The sequence below is a fragment of the Mycobacterium sp. NGS69 genome (genome assembly GCF_059812165.1).
The window spans coordinates 173,029-189,840 of record NZ_JCALCD010000007.1; the positions used below are offsets into that span (position 1 = coordinate 173,029).

20 protein-coding genes and 1 pseudogene are annotated in these 16,812 nt (G+C 68.2%); 8 read left to right on the top strand and 13 right to left on the bottom strand.

Features of this window, described 5'->3' with window-relative positions:
- Position 1: 1 nt before the first annotated feature.
- The gene (dtd, locus tag AC5Y2S_RS21265) at positions 2-433 is read right to left on the bottom strand and encodes a D-aminoacyl-tRNA deacylase (protein WP_499958189.1); all 432 of its coding nucleotides are present in this window, start codon (positions 431-433) and stop codon (positions 2-4) included.
- Positions 434-484: 51 nt separating this feature from the next.
- On the opposite strand from dtd, the gene AC5Y2S_RS21270 reads away from it, so the two are divergent.
- A complete protein-coding gene (locus AC5Y2S_RS21270) occupies positions 485-790 on the top strand; it encodes an MTH1187 family thiamine-binding protein (RefSeq protein ID WP_499958191.1) in 306 nt (101 codons plus the stop codon).
- Here AC5Y2S_RS21270 and AC5Y2S_RS21275 read toward each other — a convergent pair.
- Positions 787-1,281 carry a macro domain-containing protein gene (locus AC5Y2S_RS21275; RefSeq protein WP_499958192.1) on the bottom strand — a complete coding sequence of 165 codons (495 nt, stop codon included), beginning with the start codon at positions 1,279-1,281 and terminating at the stop codon, positions 787-789. The genes AC5Y2S_RS21270 and AC5Y2S_RS21275 overlap by 4 nt on opposite strands.
- 130 nt (positions 1,282-1,411) lie before the next feature.
- On the opposite strand from AC5Y2S_RS21275, the gene AC5Y2S_RS21280 reads away from it, so the two are divergent.
- Positions 1,412-1,642 (top strand): hypothetical protein, encoded by a 231-nt coding sequence (locus tag AC5Y2S_RS21280; RefSeq protein WP_499958193.1) that lies wholly within the window; start codon positions 1,412-1,414, stop codon positions 1,640-1,642.
- Here the strand turns inward: AC5Y2S_RS21280 and lipJ are convergent.
- Positions 1,632-3,005 carry a bifunctional lipase/adenylate cyclase LipJ gene (lipJ, locus tag AC5Y2S_RS21285; protein ID WP_499958195.1) on the bottom strand — a complete coding sequence of 458 codons (1,374 nt, stop codon included), beginning with the start codon at positions 3,003-3,005 and terminating at the stop codon, positions 1,632-1,634. The two genes, AC5Y2S_RS21280 and lipJ, sit on opposite strands and share 11 nt — an antisense overlap.
- A gap of 54 nt (positions 3,006-3,059) precedes the next feature.
- Here lipJ and AC5Y2S_RS21290 point away from each other — a divergent pair, with 54 nt between their 5' ends.
- A complete protein-coding gene (locus AC5Y2S_RS21290; RefSeq protein WP_499958196.1) occupies positions 3,060-4,349 on the top strand; it encodes a competence/damage-inducible protein A in 1,290 nt (429 codons plus the stop codon).
- Between the two features lie 2 nt (positions 4,350-4,351).
- On the opposite strand, the gene AC5Y2S_RS21295 is transcribed toward AC5Y2S_RS21290, so the two are convergent.
- Complete coding sequence (locus AC5Y2S_RS21295) at positions 4,352-5,689, bottom strand: MFS transporter (protein ID WP_499958198.1); 1,338 nt, start codon at positions 5,687-5,689, stop codon at positions 4,352-4,354.
- Between AC5Y2S_RS21295 and AC5Y2S_RS21300 the strand changes: the two genes are divergently transcribed.
- Together AC5Y2S_RS21300 and AC5Y2S_RS21305 are read left to right on the top strand one after the other, a co-directional pair.
- Positions 5,679-6,746 (top strand): amidohydrolase family protein, encoded by a 1,068-nt coding sequence (locus tag AC5Y2S_RS21300; RefSeq protein ID WP_499958200.1) that lies wholly within the window; start codon positions 5,679-5,681, stop codon positions 6,744-6,746. The genes AC5Y2S_RS21295 and AC5Y2S_RS21300 overlap by 11 nt on opposite strands.
- Before the next feature lie 30 nt (positions 6,747-6,776).
- Positions 6,777-7,169, top strand: a complete 393-nt coding sequence (locus AC5Y2S_RS21305; protein WP_499958202.1) for a phage holin family protein — start codon at positions 6,777-6,779, stop codon at positions 7,167-7,169.
- A 3-nt stretch (positions 7,170-7,172) separates the two neighbouring features.
- Here AC5Y2S_RS21305 and AC5Y2S_RS21310 read toward each other — a convergent pair whose 3' ends face one another.
- From AC5Y2S_RS21310 to AC5Y2S_RS21340, 7 genes and pseudogenes are all read right to left on the bottom strand, one after another.
- Positions 7,173-7,955 carry an enoyl-CoA hydratase/isomerase family protein gene (locus AC5Y2S_RS21310; protein WP_499958204.1) on the bottom strand — a complete coding sequence of 261 codons (783 nt, stop codon included), beginning with the start codon at positions 7,953-7,955 and terminating at the stop codon, positions 7,173-7,175.
- Positions 7,952-8,932 (bottom strand): FAD-dependent oxidoreductase, encoded by a 981-nt coding sequence (locus tag AC5Y2S_RS21315; RefSeq protein WP_499958206.1) that lies wholly within the window; start codon positions 8,930-8,932, stop codon positions 7,952-7,954. Before AC5Y2S_RS21315 ends, AC5Y2S_RS21310 begins: the two co-directional genes overlap by 4 nt.
- A gap of 16 nt (positions 8,933-8,948) precedes the next feature.
- A complete protein-coding gene (locus AC5Y2S_RS21320; RefSeq protein WP_499958207.1) occupies positions 8,949-9,449 on the bottom strand; it encodes an Rv1352/Rv1906c domain-containing protein in 501 nt (166 codons plus the stop codon).
- Between the two features lie 331 nt (positions 9,450-9,780).
- Positions 9,781-10,230: pseudogene (locus tag AC5Y2S_RS21325) on the bottom strand (Fur family transcriptional regulator); the annotation flags it as partial.
- A 528-nt stretch (positions 10,231-10,758) separates the two neighbouring features.
- Complete coding sequence (locus AC5Y2S_RS21330; RefSeq protein ID WP_499905942.1) at positions 10,759-11,253, bottom strand: SRPBCC family protein; 495 nt, start codon at positions 11,251-11,253, stop codon at positions 10,759-10,761.
- Complete coding sequence (locus AC5Y2S_RS21335; protein ID WP_499958209.1) at positions 11,253-11,882, bottom strand: nitroreductase family protein; 630 nt, start codon at positions 11,880-11,882, stop codon at positions 11,253-11,255. Before AC5Y2S_RS21335 ends, AC5Y2S_RS21330 begins: the two co-directional genes overlap by 1 nt.
- On the bottom strand, positions 11,882-12,364 hold the full coding sequence (locus tag AC5Y2S_RS21340; protein WP_499958210.1) for a carboxymuconolactone decarboxylase family protein: 483 nt from the start codon (positions 12,362-12,364) through the stop codon (positions 11,882-11,884). Before AC5Y2S_RS21340 ends, AC5Y2S_RS21335 begins: the two co-directional genes overlap by 1 nt.
- Before the next feature lie 199 nt (positions 12,365-12,563).
- Between AC5Y2S_RS21340 and AC5Y2S_RS21345 the strand changes: the two genes are divergently transcribed.
- The 3 genes from AC5Y2S_RS21345 to AC5Y2S_RS21355 are packed head-to-tail and all read left to right on the top strand — an operon-like array spanning position 12,564 to position 15,424.
- Positions 12,564-13,253 carry a hypothetical protein gene (locus AC5Y2S_RS21345; protein ID WP_499958511.1) on the top strand — a complete coding sequence of 230 codons (690 nt, stop codon included), beginning with the start codon at positions 12,564-12,566 and terminating at the stop codon, positions 13,251-13,253.
- An 8-nt stretch (positions 13,254-13,261) separates the two neighbouring features.
- Positions 13,262-14,695, top strand: coding sequence for a class I adenylate-forming enzyme family protein (locus tag AC5Y2S_RS21350; RefSeq protein WP_499958211.1), 1,434 nt, complete (start codon positions 13,262-13,264; stop codon positions 14,693-14,695).
- Between the two features lie 15 nt (positions 14,696-14,710).
- A complete protein-coding gene (locus tag AC5Y2S_RS21355) occupies positions 14,711-15,424 on the top strand; it encodes a hypothetical protein (protein WP_499905949.1) in 714 nt (237 codons plus the stop codon).
- Here the strand turns inward: AC5Y2S_RS21355 and AC5Y2S_RS21360 are convergent.
- Together AC5Y2S_RS21360 and AC5Y2S_RS21365 are read right to left on the bottom strand one after the other, a co-directional pair.
- On the bottom strand, positions 15,410-16,396 hold the full coding sequence (locus AC5Y2S_RS21360) for an NAD(P)H-dependent flavin oxidoreductase (RefSeq protein ID WP_499958213.1): 987 nt from the start codon (positions 16,394-16,396) through the stop codon (positions 15,410-15,412). The genes AC5Y2S_RS21355 and AC5Y2S_RS21360 overlap by 15 nt on opposite strands.
- Positions 16,393-16,785, bottom strand: a complete 393-nt coding sequence (locus AC5Y2S_RS21365; protein WP_499958214.1) for a tautomerase family protein — start codon at positions 16,783-16,785, stop codon at positions 16,393-16,395. Before AC5Y2S_RS21365 ends, AC5Y2S_RS21360 begins: the two co-directional genes overlap by 4 nt.
- Positions 16,786-16,812: the final 27 nt, after the last annotated feature.

Here is a 16,812-nt window from a genome sequence, read left to right on the forward strand (position 1 = left end):
GTCACAGCTCCAGCAGCACCGTCACCGGGCCGTCGTTCACCAATTCCACGTCCATGTGCGCACCGAACACTCCGGTCTGCACCTCGGCGCCCAGGCCCCGCAGCGCCTCCGCGAACGCGGTGACCAGCGGTTCGGCGACCGCACCCGGCGCGGCGGCGTTCCAGGACGGACGCCGGCCCTTGGCGGTGTCGGCGTAGAGGGTGAACTGGCTGACCACCAGGATGGGCGCGTTGACATCGGACGCGGACCGTTCGTCGGTGAGAATGCGCAGAGTCCACAGCTTTTCGGCCAGCCGCCGCGCCTTGTCGGGATCGTCACCGTGGGTGACACCGACGAACGCCAACAAGCCCTGGGGGTCCGGCCGGATGGCGCCCACCACCTGGCCGTCGACCGACACCGACGCCGACGAGACCCGTTGCACCAGAACCCGCATGGCCCTCGATGCTGCCAGGTTCGCCGGGAGAAGGTTGGGTAGGCTCGTCACGTGTCGGTGCTCGTCGCGTTTTCGGTCACCCCGCTGGGCGTCGGCGAGGGCGTCGGCGAGATCGTTGCCGACGCGGTTCGCGTGGTGCGCGAGTCCGGCCTGCCCAACAAGACGGATTCCATGTTCACCGTGATCGAGGGCGACAGCTGGGAGCAGGTGATGGGCGTCGTCCAGCGCGCCGTCGAGGCGGTGGCCGCCCGGGCGCCCCGGGTCAGCACGGTGATCAAGGTGGACTGGCGAGCCGGGGCCCACGACGCGATGACGCAGAAGGTCGCCACCGTCGAGCGTTATCTGGCCGGCGGTTAGCCGCGTACCGCGTCCCGGAACGCCCGCTCGGCCGCGTCGCCGTGGACCGCGAACACGACCTTTTCCAGCGAGCTCGGGGGGTGTTGCCGGACGACGTCGACCATCAGCCGTGCCGCATCTTCGAGCGGGAAGCCGCCGACGCCGGTGCCGAACGCCACCAGCGCGAGCGAGCGGCAGCCGAGTTCGTCGGCCTTCCGTAACGTGGACGCCGTTGCGCGCGTGATGATCTCGGCGGATGTCGGGCCGCCCAGCTCCATCGTCGCCGCGTGGATCACGTAGCGCGACGGCATGTCGCCGGCTGTGGTTTCGACCGCATCCCCGAGCCCGATCGGCGCTTTCTCCGTGGACTCACGTTGCACCTCGGGCCCGCCGGCGCGGGCGATGGCCGCGGCGACGCCGCCAGCGTGCCGCAGCTGGGTGTTGGCCGCGTTGGTGATCGCCTCGACGTCGAGCTTCGTCACGTCCGCCTGCAAAACCTCGAGCTCGATCATCGGCTCATTGTCGCGCAACGCGTGGCGAAATAGGCTGGTCTGGCTTCCAGGGAGGCAGGTGAAGCCATGACTAGCGAAACACCCGCGAACGGCGGACGCGGCGGGGCCGGCGGCGCCGGCGGAGCTGGAGGTGCCGGCGGCGCCGGCGGAGCTGGAGGTGCCGGTGGCGACGGCGGCCGAGGCGGCGATGGCGGCCGAGGCGGCGACGGTGGCCGGGGCGGCGACGGCGGCCGGGGCGGCGACGGCGGCCGCGGCGGCGACGGCGGCGCAGGCGGGGCGCCCGGCCCCGGTGGCCAGCCTGGCCAACCCGGACAACCCGGCCAGCCCGGTCAGCCCGGCGCACCCGGCGGCTAAGGCCTGACGCTCGCCGTCTCGCGGACCAGCGCGTAGAGCCGCCACATGTCCGGCACGCCTTTGAGCTCGTACTCACCGCGTGGCGCGAAGTCGCGCCCGGAGCCGGCAACGATGTCGCGCAAGGTCGAGGACACCAGCACCTCGCTCGGCCCGGCCAGCGCCGAAACGCGCGCACCGATGTGTACCGACAGCCCGGCAACGTCGTTGCCGCGAACCTCGATCTCGCCCGCGTGAACGCCGACCCGCACCTCGACGCCGAGCACACGCACCGCCTCGACGACGGCGTCGGCGAACGAAATTGCGGCGCTGGGACTCACAAACGTCGCGAGGAATCCGTCACCGGCCCTGTTTCTTTCGGTCCCACCGAATCGCCTGATCTCCCGGCGGACCGCGTTGTCGTGCCGGTCGAGCAGATCTCGCCAACGTAGGTCGCCGAGTTCGGCGGCGCGCTGGGTACCGCCGACGATGTCGGTGAACACGATCGTGGTGAGCACGCGCTCGCTGTCGGAGCCCCCGCGAACGCCGGTGATGAACTCCTCGATTTCCCCGAGCATCGGCCCGGCATCGCCGACCCAGTACAGCGAATCTTCGCCCGGCAGTTCGACATAGCGTGCGCCGGCGATGTGCTGCGCCAGGTAACGACCATTGTCCACCAAGATGAACTTGACGTTATCACGATGCAGGACAAGTGTTTTCACGCCGATGCGGGGGAGTGTGTCGCGCACGTCGCTCTCGGTTACGACTTTGCTCACGGCGCGCGCCATGCTCGGTGACGCCGCGCGGTTGCCGGCGATGTCCCACCACGCCCGAAACGCGTCGTCGCGGGCGACGCTGGGCGCGATGATTCCCAGCACGTCGAACCCCTGTTCAACCGCATCGGGCTCGATCGCGACGGACGTGAACGGGTCGGTGGCGCTGGGCTGGGCGCCGACGGGGTAGTCGGGCGCCCACAGCACCCGCGCCGTGCCATTGACGATCACCAGGCTGCGCACCCGTTCGGCGTAGTCGGCGGCAAGCACCAGCCCACTCATCGCGTTGTAGCTCGTCGCGAGGATGGCCGCCTGCTCGCTGCCGACCGCATCCATCACGGCGATCGCGTCCTCCGCCCAGAACTTCGGCCCGATCATCTTCAGCGAGGCCACCCGCGACGACAGGCCCATTCCGCGAAAATCGAAGCGGATCACGCGGCTGAACGACGCCAGGCGCCGGTAGAAGCGGTACAGGGAGGGCTCGGAGTCGATCGAGTCGATCGGTATCGACGGTCCCGCCAGCAAGACCAGGTCGACCGGGCCTTCGCCGAAGACCTGGTAGGCGATGTCGATATCACCGCATTTGGCGTAGCGAATCCGCGGCGCAGACGTCCCGGCCACCGCCTCAGGCTAGTGCAGTCAACCGACACAAGACACGCCAGTAGGCTCATGCCGGTGAGCGCACGCGCAGGCATCGTCGTCACCGGAACCGAAGTCCTCACCGGGCGCGTTCAAGACGCGAACGGTCCCTGGATCGCCGACCGCCTGCTGGAGCTGGGCGTCGAGCTGGCGCACATCACCATCTGCGGTGACCGGCCGGCCGACATCGAGGCGCAGCTGCGTTTCATGGCGGAGCAGGGCGTCGACCTGATCGTGACCAGCGGTGGGCTCGGCCCGACGGCCGACGACATGACCGTCGAGGTGGTGGCGCGCTTCTGCGGCCGCGAGCTCGTCCTCGACGAGAAAACCGAGCACAAGATCGCCGAGATCCTCAAGAGATTGATGAGCCGCAATCCGGCGTTCCAATCCGCTCTTGACCCCGGCGCTTTCGAGTCGATCAGGGCCGCCAACCGCAAACAGGCGATGGTCCCCGAAGGCGCGCAGGTGCTCGACCCCGTCGGCACCGCACCGGGCGTGGTGGTGCCCGGCAAGCCCACGGTGATTGTGCTTCCGGGACCGCCGCGCGAGCTACAACCCATGTGGCACACGGCAATTGAGACGCCCGCCGCGCAGGAGGCGATAGCCGGCCGAACGTCCTACCGGCAGGACACGATCCGGATGTTCGGCCTGCCCGAGTCGGGGCTGGCCGAGACGCTGCGGGACGCCGAGAAATCCGTCCCCGGCTTTGAGCGCCTGGAGATCACCACCTGCCTGCGCCGCGGGGAGATCGAAATGGTCACGCGCTACGAACCCGACGCCGCGGACGCCTACGCGCGCCTGACCGAGGTGCTGCGCGAGCGCCACGGAAACCAGATCTACTCCGAAGACGGCTCGAAGGTGGACGACCTGGTTGCGCGGTTGCTGCAAGGCCGCTGGATCGCGACCGCGGAGTCCTGCACCGCGGGCCTGCTGGCGGCGCGGCTGACCGATCGGGCCGGGTCCTCGGACTACGTGGCGGGCGGCGTCGTGTCCTATTCCAACGAGGCGAAGGCCCAACTACTGGGTGTCGACCCGGCGCTGATCGAAAACCACGGCGCGGTGTCCGAGCCGGTGGCCGAGGCCATGGCGGTCGGCGCGCTGAAGCGCTTCGGCGCCGACACCGCCGTCGCGATCACCGGGATCGCCGGCCCGGGTGGAGGCACCCCGGAAAAGCCTGTCGGCACAGTGTGTTTCACCGTGATGCTGGGTGACGGCCGCACCGATACCCGAACGCTGCGGCTGCCCGGGAACCGCTCCGACGTCCGCGAGCGGTCGACGACGGTCGCGATGCACCTGCTGCTGCGCATGCTCGGCGCCCCCGAATAGCCTCACGTCATTTCGGTTGGCAAGAAAGCGCTTTCGGAGGTGCCGAAGCGAATCCCCGTGGCATCCTTGCCGATCAGCGTGAGGAACGCCACGGCGATCAACACCGGTACAATCGTCGCCGCCAGCGCGAAGGGGTAGCCGTGCGACTCGGCCAGGCGCTCCTGGATGGGCAGGTTGAACGCGGCCAACAGGTTGCCGAGCTGGTAGGTCACGCCGGGGTAGAGGCCGCGGATGGCGTCCGGGGACATCTCGGTGAGATGCGCGGGGATGACGCCCCACGCGCCCTGCACGCAGAGCTGCATCAGAAACGAGCCGAGGCACAGCATCGCCGCGCTGTGCGAGTAGGCGAACAGCGGCACGATCGGCAGGCCCAACAACGCGCAGAAGATGATCGTGTAGCGGCGGCCGAACCGCTGCGACATCGTGCCGAAGAACAGGCCGCCGATGATGGCGCCGATGTTGTAGACGATGACGATCACCTTGACGGTCGCGCTAGGCAGGCCGGCGCCGTGATTGCCCGTGGCCCCCAAAAACGTGGGGTAGACGTCCTGGGTGCCGTGGCTCATCCAGTTGAAGGCGGTCATCAGCAGCACCAGGTAGAAGAATCGGCGGATGATCGCCGCGTCGCGCAGCACGTCGCGGATCCTGGTGCTGGTGAGCCGCATCCGGTCCTGCGCGGCCTCCCACACCTCGGACTCCTCCACGCGGTACCGGATGATGAGGCTGATCAGTGCCGGGATGATGCTCAGGGCGAACAGCCAGCGCCACGACAACCCCAGCCAGTTCATCACCACCAGCGACGCGACGCTCGCCAGCAGATAGCCGAACGCGTAACCCTCCTGCAGTAGCCCCGAGAAGAACCCGCGCCGCTCCACCGGAACCTTCTCCATGGCCAGCGCGGCCCCCAACCCCCACTCACCGCCCATGCCGATGCCATACAGCAGCCGCAGCACCACCAGAACGGTGAAATTGGGCGCGAACGCGCACAGGAACCCCACCACCGAGTAGAACATCACGTCGACCATCAGGGGGAGCCGCCGCCCGACGCGGTCGGCCCACAGCCCGAACAGCAGCGCGCCGACGGGGCGCATGATCAGGGTTGCCGTCGTGACGAACGCGACCTCCGCCTTGCTGATATGGAACGTCTTGGCGATGTCGGCGTAGACGAGCACGACGATGAAGTAGTCGAACGCGTCCATCGTCCAGCCCAGCAGCGCCGCGACGAACGAGTTTCGCTGGTCGGCGGTCAACTTCTTTCGAGGGCTTTGTGTGGTCACTTCAGCATCGTGCAGTACCGGGCGGCGATGCGCGAGAGTAAGTTCCGGATACATGCGAATCATCGACGCGGATGGACACGTTGCCGAGAACTCTTCGCTGGCGATCGAAGCGATCAAGCGCTGGCCGGATCACGTCAGGCCAAGCACCGACGGGCGGCTGCGGTTGACCCTGGAAGGCCGCAATTATCCGGAGGACCAGGGGCCCGGCGCCGGTTGCCCACCCGAGCACGGGATCAGCAAGGCACCCGACATCAATTGCCGCTCACCCGAGGGCGTGCTGGGCGACGCCGACCGCGATCACATCGACACCATGGTGCTGTATCCGAGCATGGGACTGTGCGCGCCCAGCCTGGAGGACCCGGAATTCGCCGCGGGGTTCTCGCGGCTCTACAACCAGTGGATCGCGGATTACTGCGCCTCCTCGGGGGGCCGGCTGCGCGGCGTGGCGGTCACCCCGATCGAACACGGCCAGGCGGCCGTCGACGTGATGACCGAGGCCAAAGAGCTGGGGCTGGTGGCGACGCTGATCCCGCCGGCGCTCAAGACCCGCAACCTCGACCACCCCGACCTCGATCCGTTCTACGCCGCCGCCGTCGAGCTTCAGATGCCGCTGGGCGTGCACGGCGCGCCCGGCATCCACCTTCCGAAGATCGGCGTGGACCGATTCACCAATTACATTCAGGTGCACTGCATCAGCTTTCCCTTCGACCAGATGACGGCGATGACCGCGATGGTCTCCGGCGGCGTCTTCGAGCGGCATCCCCAGTTGCGGGTCGCGTTCCTCGAGGCGGGCGCGGGGTGGGTCCCGTTCTTCATCGATCGCCTGCACGAGCATTACGAGAAGCGGGGCGACTGGGTCGAGCGTGGCTGGCGCCGCGATCCGCACGAGTACCTGGCCGCGGGCAACATCTTCGTGACGTGCGAGCCGGAGGAACCGATCCTCCCCGGAGTGATCGACGTGCTGGGCGCCGACTTCATCATGTTCGCCAGCGATTACCCGCACTGGGACGGCGAATGGCCGGAGAGCACCAAGCACCTGCGGACCCGCGCCGACATCAGCGAGGAGGCACGCGAGAAGATCGGCGCACTGAACGCGCAGCGTTTCTACAACCTCAACTAAACCGCCCCGGCGAGTGGGAGGATTTCCCGCATGGGCCCTTTTCTGCTTCGCGCCACATTGAGCGGACTCGCCATGTGGATCGTCACCCTTTTCGTGCACGGCATGAGATTCGTCGGCGGCAACACCACGTTGCAGACGATCGGCATCATCTTCGTCGTCGCCGTGATCTTCGGTCTGGTCAACGCGTTCATCAAGCCCGTCGTTCAGATCCTGTCGATCCCGCTGTACATCGTGACGCTCGGCCTCTTCCATATCGTCATCAACGCGTTGATGTTGTGGATCACCTCGTGGATCACGGTGCACACCACCCACTGGGGACTGGAGATCGATCACTTCTGGTGGACGGCGATCTGGGCCGCGATCATGCTGTCCATCGTGAGCTGGGTGCTGTCGCTGGTCATTCGGGACGTCACGCGCGCCTGAGGCTCAGCGTGCCCGCCAACGCGGCGGTCGCTTCTCGGCGAACGCGCGCGGCCCCTCCCTGGCGTCCTCGGTCTCGAAAACGCGGTCGCTGTGCCGGGTTTCGTTGTCGTAGGCAGCCTTGAGGTCGAGGGCCAAACCTTCGACGGCGGACTGCTTCGTCGCGAAGACCGCCAAGGGGGCGTTGGCAACGATGCGCTCGGCGAAGTCGTAGGCGGTGTCCATCAGCCGATCCGCCGGGACCACCCGGTTGATCAGTCCCATGGCCAGGGCCCGTTCCGCGTCCACCATGTCGGCCGTCAACAGCAGCTCCATCGCCAACGGGTAGGGCATCTGACGCGGCAGCCGCACGGTGCTCCCGCCGCCGGCGAAGAGGCCGCGCTTGGGCTCCATCACCGCGAAGCGCGCCTCGGGGACGGCGATCCGGATGTCGGTGGAGGTCAGCATCTCGAAGCCGCCCGCGACGCACGTCCCGTTCACCGCGGCGACGATCGGCTTGTAAACCGGGAACCGGTGCAGCACCGCGTGGATGGCGTCGTCCTTGTTCCACCCCTCGGGCCTGGGCAGGTCGCCGGTGAGCTCGGGGATGAACTTCTTGAGGTCGGCGCCCGTGCAGAAGTCCCGGCCGACGCCGGTGATCACCACGACCCAGGCCCGTTCGTCGTCGCGGAACGCCGCCCAGGTGTGGGCCAAGTCGCGAAAGTGGGCCATGTCCAACGAGTTTCGCGTCTCGGGACGGTTGATCGTGATAGTGGCGACGTGATCGTCCAGCCGGTAGTCGATGCTCACCGTGCAACTCCGTCGACCAGACGCACCACGTCGCGCGCGCACCCCCACGACAAGGTCACACCGTTGCCGCCGTGGCCGTAGTTGTGGACGCACCGGGCCCGCCCGAGCGGCTCGGCTTCCACCCGCACCGACGGCCGGTCCGGACGGAGTGCGGTGATCGTCTCGAGCACCTCGGCCTCGCCGAGTCGTGGCTCGATCCGGCGGCACCGTTGCAGGATGCGGTCGGTCACCTCGGGATCCGGGGTGGTGTCCCAGCGGTCGGGGATGCTGATGCCGCCGCACACCACGCGCTGGGGGTGCGGGAAGAAGCAGGTCCATTCCGGACCCTCGTTCAGCTCGATAAACAGTTGCCGCAGGCCGGGATTGGCCAGGACGACGTGCTGGCCGAACAGCGGCCGCACGGTGTCATCGCCTACCAACGTCCCCGCGCCGAGCCCGGCGCAGTTGACGACGATCGGTGCGGCGTCGGCGACCTCGGCCAACGACCCGACCGGGCGCGCCTCGATTTCGCAGCCGGCCGCGGCGAGGCGCCGGGTCAGGTAGTCGAGGTAGTGCGGCATGTCGATCATCGGCATGGTGGCGCGGAACCCGGCGCCGAAGCCCTCCGGGACGTCGCCCGGGTCGGCTCGGCGCAGGTCTGGGATGAGCTCGGCGGCGGGCGAGGCCGCCTGCGCTTCGACGAATTCCCCGACCGCCAGCGCCGGTGCCATGCGAACGCCGGTGCCGGGCTCGTCGGCCAGCTTGGTGAACACTTCCAGGGAGTGCTCGCTCCAACGCAGGGTCGCCGCGGCGCGTTCGGCGGGTCGCGGGGGAGCCCATACCGCGCCCGCTACCGCCGAGGTCGTCTGTTGCGGCAGCTCGGCCGCCCACACCCGCACCGGCCAACCCGCTTCGGCCAGGCACACGGCCGACGTCAAACCGCTGACGCCGGCGCCGACGACGACGATGTGCTGCTGGTCACCCGCGTCACTTGCCAATGGCAGCAAGCTCCCGTCAGGAATGGGGGGGTTGCTGGCCGTTCTGGCCGCCGAGCAGCCCGTTGAGAATGCCGAGGGTGCCTTGCACACCCGCGGGCGGCGCACTGGGCGGCACGGCGGCGTCCGGGGTCAGCTGCCACGGCTGGCAGCCCGTTGTCTTGAAGGACTTGTCGGTCGGATCGATCTGCACGACCTGTGGCTTCTTGCTCAGGGCGTTGTCGATGAGGTTGCCGTCGGGGTTGCCCGACCGCTTCCAGTAGCAGGTGCCGTCGCCGACGGGACCCGCCGAGCTGTAGATGCCCGGCGCGATGTCGGTGCCGACCGCATACGTGCCGTCGTGGTCGATCGCCGTCTTCGGTGCCGATGCAGGTGAGGCGCCCGGTGAAGGTGACGGCCCGGGTGAGGGTGCGGGTGAGGGCGGCGGCGTCGGCTCCGGATCGGCGCCGGCGACTCCCGCGGACACGGCCCAGCACGCGAGGAGCAGCCCCACCACGGATGCTTTCACCTTGGACCCCATGAACCAGCAGCTTACCGGCGTGAGCAACTCATTTCACATCGATGTTGACCGAGCGCGGAGAGGAAGTCTCCTCGCGCGGCCCGTTGCTGGCCACCGTGGCATCAGCGATGTCGTAGCGAGCCCACCCGGCGTTGGCTCCCAGCCCGCCTGTTCCAATTCCGGCCGCCTTCAAGACGGTAATCGGCGTGAGCGGGCCGGGGCCAAGCCACCCCGCAGCCGGCGTGGATGGCGCCAGCACCGGTTGGCCGATGTCGTTGGGCACTGGACGGTCGTTCGGCACTGGACGGTCGTCGCTCGGGCACGGCGTTTGATCCGGGATGTGGGTGGTGGGGTGGTGGGCGTCGTTGGCTGGCGATCCGTCCGAAGCCCAACAGCCGGGACAAAAGCCCCAATAGATGATCTCGGCCCCGTCGAGGTGGAAGCCGTTGGGGTCCGGAACGGATAAGCAGGGCGCCGCACCGGTCACGCAGTCGACGTCTTCGATCGCCCCGCAGGTCCTGCAGACCGTGTGATGGTGGTTGTCGCCCACTCGGGTTTCGTAGCGGGCGACCGAGCCCGGCGGCTGAACCCGTCGCAACAGACCCACGTCGGTCAGTGCGTGCAGGATGTCGTACACGGCCTGCCGCGACACATCGGGGAGGCTGGCGCGCACCGCCCCGATGATGGTTTCCGTGTCGGCGTGCGGATTGAGTTGCACGGAATGGAGCACCGCGATCCGCGGGCGGGTCACGCGGAGGTCGGCGTTGCGCAGGCGTTCGGTGTAACTCGCCAACAGGGACACCTGCACGAAATGCAAACCATTTCTGGAACTGTTGTTTTTCGTGGAATCGATCAAGCCTCTGCCCCCTTCCGTCGCGCCGGGAAACTCTCCGCTGTTACGCCGCCCGTGACGACCGCATGGGAACGATCTTTTCACGGCGGGGCCAAGGCTAGGTGGCTTGCGCCTCAGATTGTGCGTTTTCGCACAAATCGTTCCGGGTTTTTAACATGGGTGCTGACCGTCGGCGACGCGTGTATTCCCCTGGACGCAAAGGCATTCCAGTAGACCGTAACTTACGCCCGGAACGTACCGCCGGTCATTTGCCTTCCGGTTTGCAGGGCGGCTATGACGCTTCGGTGGCACCGGGTACTGTCCGCACACCCAGCACCGGTTGAATGCCTCGACAATTGGTTGAAGCTTGCAGCCCACGGCCAGCGACCGTGTGATTCGCGGTTGCCGCCACGATGCACCCGAGGTCTGACATGTTTGGCACGACGAACGGCCCGGTGCACGCCGAAATGCGTAGCGAGACCCGCCGCGAGAACGGATTTACGTCAGCCGGCGCACCTTGCCCGCGTAGCCCAGCGCGTGCTCGTACGTGTCGAGGTTGTCGCGAGAAATCCTCGCGTGCACGGGGCGCTCCAGGAAGAAGCGCAGCACCGGGTTGTAGGCGTGGTAGGTCTCGTGGAACGTCAGCACGGTGGTGCCGTCGGGCTGCTCCTCGAGTTCGTGATAGCCCTCCGCGCGGGACCACAGCGGCGCACCGACCGCCACATACCGCGACAACTTATTGATCTCGGCCTCGGTCACGCTCTCCCACGACCGCCCCTTGCCGCCGGAGAGCAGGTACTTGGGTACCGGGAAGATGCAGGTGCGCACCAGGCCCTCGCCGGCCTCATTGCCTTCGTTGAGGATTTCCATGCTGCCGGTGGGCCACGTGAGCACCCGCGGCCGCGGCGCGTTCGGCGGCACAGGTGGGTGCAGCACCCGCCACACCTTCCGCGGCGGCGCGTCGACGTGGAATCGCACGGTGTAGGACTGCATCAGCTCTCCCCCCAGCTATCCCAATAGGTGATCGTCTCCGCGGGCGGCCGCGCGGCCGGCCGGAAATCGGTACCGATGGTGTAGGCGACCGGGAACAGCGCGGCCTGGGTGGCCGTCGGCGGAATGCCGAGCAACTCGGCCACCTCCTTTTCCTTGGCCAGGTGCATCGTCGTCCACACCGATCCCAGCCCACGCGACCGCAGGGCCAGCAGGAAGCTCCAGCCCGCCGGGATGATCGACGCCCAGGCCGACGCCGCGGTCAGCAGATTCGAGTTGTCGATGCGGTTGTCCAGACAGGGGATGACGTGGACGGGCACCCGGGCCAGCGTGTCGGTCAGGGCCAGCGCGCCGGCGTACACGCGCTGGGTCTGCGGATCGGAAGCCTCCTTGGCCGCGTACGCGAGGTACTCGGCGCCGACGCCGCGGTAAATGTCGCCGATCGCGGCGCGCTTGTCGGGATCGGTGACCACCAGCCATCGCCAGTCCTGCGCGTTGCTCGCGGTCGGCGCCTGCATCGCCAGCCGGATGCACTCGAGGATCACATCGCGACCGACCGGCCTGCTCAGGTCAAGGCGTCTGCGCACCGCCCGGGTGGTGGTCAGCAATTCGTCGACCGAGGCGAGGTCCATCAGAGGTCGATCGCACAGGACTGGTCGACACCCAGGACGGTCAGCGAACGCCCCAGGCCCAGGAATACCGCGACGCACAGCGTGAGATCGAGGATCTCCTCGTCGGAGAACGACTCCCGCAGCCGATCGAAGAACGCGTCGCCCATCGACGCGTGGTCCGTGGCGAAGCGGTCCGCATACTCGATGGCCAGGCGCTGGCGCGTGGTGTATCCCGGGTAGCTGGCGTACGCCGCGACATTGTCGTACAGCTCGGGAGCTACCCCGGCGTCCAGCACCGACTGCGCCCGGAAGTCCGAGCAGGCGACGCAGTCGTTGATCTGGGCGATTCGCATCCGGGCCAGCTCGCGCTCCTCGGCCGGCAGGATGCTCTGCTGGTATGCGCCCCGAATCATCCGCTCGACCATGGAGCCGAGCGGCGGCCGTAGCGACCAGATCATGGCGGCTTCGCCACCGGGGCCATCCGGGACATTGACTCGGGCCATCCGTGAACTCCTGCCCGGGAAAGATCGTTACCTAGTGGAGCAAACCAGATTCTCAACTCGGCTGTCTAGGTCGGCGCTCGCATGCAATTGTGCATACGTATACCCGGCGCGGACCCGAAAATCTGGTTGGCTACGGTCCGTTGATTGAGGGCGCTCATCGGGCGGGCGTCCCGAATGTGGAGGTCTGTGCGTGCTGTTCATGCACGAAGTGCACAAGGTGCGGGGCCGCAGCGAGGATGACTTCGAGGCAGCGTTTCGACAGGGCTGGATGCCCATACTCGGCGCCGGGAGCGACGCGCGATTGCTCTGGTACGCGAACCAGGCCCATGGCAGTGGACCGGCCTACACGGTGGTCACCGTGACCGCCGTCCGCGACGGCGCGGCGTGGGAGCGCCTGACCACGCGGGTCCAGAAGGGCGATCTGCAGGACTGGATGCGCCACCTCGACGAGCTCCGCCACGAGGTCGACGCCAAGCTGCTGGTCCCGCTGCCGTGGTCGCCGCTGCAGGAGGTGGCCCTCGACGAGGTGCCGGTCGACGGGCGAGAGCACGAGATGAGCCTCTACATGGAAGACACGATGTGGCCTTACGAGGACAAGTTCGAGGAATACATCGTCAGATGCGGCGAGGTCTACGCGAAGAGCCTCGGCCAGCCTTCGTCCATGCTGACGATGCACGCGGCCTTCCAGCCCGCGCTCGGCAGCCATCTGCGCCGTGAAGTGATCCTCATGCAACGCATCAGTCGGCCGGAGGCGTTGCTCGATCTGCTCCGCACCCACATTCCCGCCGAGTACCGCGCCCCCGGGACGTGGATGTACGACGCTCTGGACCTGCGCGACCAGTGGACCAGCCGGTTGCTGCGCACCTCCGAGTGGTCGCCGCTTTATTAGGACCGCGGATGAACACCGGGACGATCCACGAGGCCGCCGCGACCGGCGATCCCACCCGCGCCGCCCTGATCATCGACGGGCGCACCATCAGCTACGGCGAACTCGCGGCGACGGTGCGACGGTGCGCCACGGCCCTGGCCGCCCGGGGCGTGGTGGCCGGGCGGCGGGTCGCGGTCGTCGACAACGGCAGCCTGTTGTCGATCGCGACCTTGCTCGGGGCGGCGCGAATCGGCGCTGCCGCCGCGCTGATGAATCCCGCGCTGACTCCCTCGGAGCTGCAGGGACTCCTCAAAAACGCCGGCTGTGCGGACGTGGCGGTCGCGGGGGAGCAGTACGTCGGGCGGGTGCGCGACGCGGGCGCATCGACGGTCTTGACGCTCGCCGATCTCACCGATGACGGGCCCGAGCCCGCGCCGCCCGTCGACGACGGGGAAGCCCTGGTCCTGTTCACCAGCGGCACGACCGGACTCCCCAAGGCCGTCGGCATCTCCGCCCGGCAGCTCACCGCGCGGATCACCGGGATGGCCGCGCCGTTCCGGGCGGACGCCGCGCCCGCGGTGGGCATGATGTGTGTCCCGTTCTTTCACGTCGGCGGCTCGCTCGGCACGCTCGGCAGTTTGTACTCGGGAAACACCTCGGTGGTGCAGCCGCGCTTCGATGCCGGCGAGTGGCTGCGGCTGGTGGCGGAGCATCGGGTGACGGCCACCTTCATGGTGCCGACGATGCTGCAGCGCATCCTCGATCACCCCGACTTTGCGACCAGCGACCTGACGTCCCTGGTCGCCATCGCGTACGGGGCCGCCGCCGCGCCAATTGCGTTGGTGCGCAGGGCAACGGCCGCGCTTCCGCACGTCGCGTTCGCCAACGTGTTCGGTCAGACGGAGACGCTCGGGGCGTACACGACGCTGCTGCCTCAGGATCACCGCGATCCGGCCCGTGCCGGTTCGGTCGGCCGGCCGCTACCCGGGGTGGACGTGCGGGTGGTGGACCCAGCCAGCGGCGAGGACGTCGCGCCCGGAACCGTCGGGGAGCTGTGGGTGAACACCACCCAGAACGTCACCGAAGGCTGGCTGCGCACCGGTGATCTCGCCCGCCGGGATCCCGACGGCTACATCTTCCCGTGCGGCCGGCTGAGTGACACGATCAACCGCGGGGGAGAAAAATTCGGACCGGTCGAAATCGAGGAGGCATTGCGTTCGCATCCGGCGGTGAGCGACGTCGCGGTCGCCGGCGTGGCCGACGACGAGCTCGGCCAGCGGGTCGGGGCCGCCGTAGTGGCTTGCGCCCCAGTGACACTCGAGCAGTTGCGATCGCACTGCAGCGACTTGATCGCGTACTTCAAGCTGCCCGAGCGCTTGGCGGTCGTCGATCAGATCCCGTACAACGCGACCGGCAAGGTCAGCCGCCGCCAGATCGCCGCGCTCATCGCGGATAGCGCCTGAAATCAGGGAGTGCCAGTGCTGTTTCTTCACGAGACCCACAAGGTGGTGGGCGCGCGGGAGGAGGAATTCGAGGCCGCCTACCGCGAAGGCTGGATGCCCACGCTGGCCAACGAAGACAACGCCCGGCTGCTCTGGTACACCAACCACGCCCACGGGTCCGGGGTGTCCTACAACGTCGTCACCATCACCGCGATCAGCGACGGCGCGGCGTGGGAAAGCCTGGTCCACCGCGCCCAGACCGGGGACCTTCGCCCGTGGATGCGCGAGCTGGACAACCTGCGCCACGACGTGACGGGCAAGCTGCTGCTGCCCGTCTACTGGTCACCGCTGCAGACGGTCGACCTGGCGAGCGTGCCCACCAGCGGCGAGACCCACCCGCCGACCATGTTCATGGAGGACACCGGCTGGCCCCACGCGCCGCTGGACGACTACATCCGGTCCTGGGACGAGATCTACTACCGGCCGCTGTCCAAGGCGCCGGCCGGTATGCGGATCCTCGACATCCAGGCGTGCTTCCAGGTCGCCCATGGCAGCTATCGGCGGCGAGAAGCCATGCTGTGGCAGAAGATTGACGACGCCAACAACTACGCGGCCCTGGTTCACCTGCTCACCAAGGAGGTCCCGGCCGAGCACCGGAGGCCGGGCAGCTACATGGTGGAGGCCCTGAAGTTCCGCGATCAGTGGGAGAGCCGCCTGCTGCGCACGTCGGAGTGGTCACCCCTGTACTGAGCTTGGCGCCCGCGTCCGATTCAGGATCCTGGCGGCGTCACCGACCATGCCGGCGACGACGTCGGCGGCGGGCTGGACGTGTCGAATGCGCCCGATCGCCTCGCCGATGATTATGGCCGCCGTGTCGAAATCCTCTTCAGCCGTTGCCGTTTCGAATGCTTCCACCGCCTCGGCGACCCAACCCGACAATTGGTCCTCGTTGCCATGCCAGGCGTCGAGAAAGGAATTGCCCAGCGCCCGCACGGTGTATTCGGCGGGCCAATCCAACCGCCGCACAACGTCATAGACCCGGGTGCGAACGGTTTCGTCCCCGCTTGCGCCGATGGCGCGCCGCTGGGCGCGCGGCGATATCAGCGCCTCCGGGGTCGCCCAGAACCTGGTGCCCACCAGGGCGCCGTCGGCGCCGAGCGCCAGCGCTGCGGCCAGCCCCCGACCGTCGGCGACACCGCCCGCGGCCACCACAAGCGTTCCGGGCGAACGCTCGGCTACCAGGTCGACGACGTCGGGCACCAGCGTGAAGGTGGAGCGGACGGTCATTCCGTGCCCGCCCGCCTCGCCGCCCTGGGCCACGACGATCTCGGCGCCGCCGTCGAGCGCCCGGCGCGCGTGGTCGAGGGTCTGCACCTGGGCGGTGAGCGGTATGCCGGCCGCGTGGATGCGGTCGGCGAACGGCTGCAGTTCACCGAACGACAACATGATCGTGGCCGGTCGCCGCGCCAGGACCTCGTCGAGCAACTCGGGGGTGCGGGCCAGGCTCCACGTGATGAACCCGGTTCCGACCCGCGCCCCGCCGGCCTGGTCGAGTTCGCGCCGCAGCCACGCCGCGTCGCCGTAGCCGCCGCCGATGAGGCCCAGGCCGCCGGCCGATGTAACCGCCGCCGCGAGCCGACCGCCTGCGACTCCCGCCATCGGCGCGAGCAGGATCGGGTATCGGATCCCGAAGTATTCGGTTAGGCGGGTGCTGAGGTTCATTTCAGTTCTCCGGTTAGGAACTGGGCCCGGCCATGTCCGAAAGACCAGTCCTCGTCGCCGTTTTCGGTGATCGAGACGATCAGATCGGCCGGGTCGATCCCGCACCGCTCGGACAGAATAGTCGCCAGCAGTTCATAGAACTTCTCCTTCATCGCCCGCGTGCGCCGCCGGCTCACCACGTGCACGATCACCTGCCGGTCCGAACGCGTGATCCCGAGGCCGGTGTCCCACGCGACGATCTCGTGGGCGGGGTGGGTGCGCACCACCTGGTAGCGGTCGCGCGGCGGCACCCCGAACGCTTCGACCACGGCCTCGTGGACGGCGTCCAGCAGCGCCCGCGCCTCCGACGGCGTGCGGCCCTCGATGACGTCGATGTACAGCAACGGCATTTTGTCTCCTTGGGTTTGTCTCCTGCG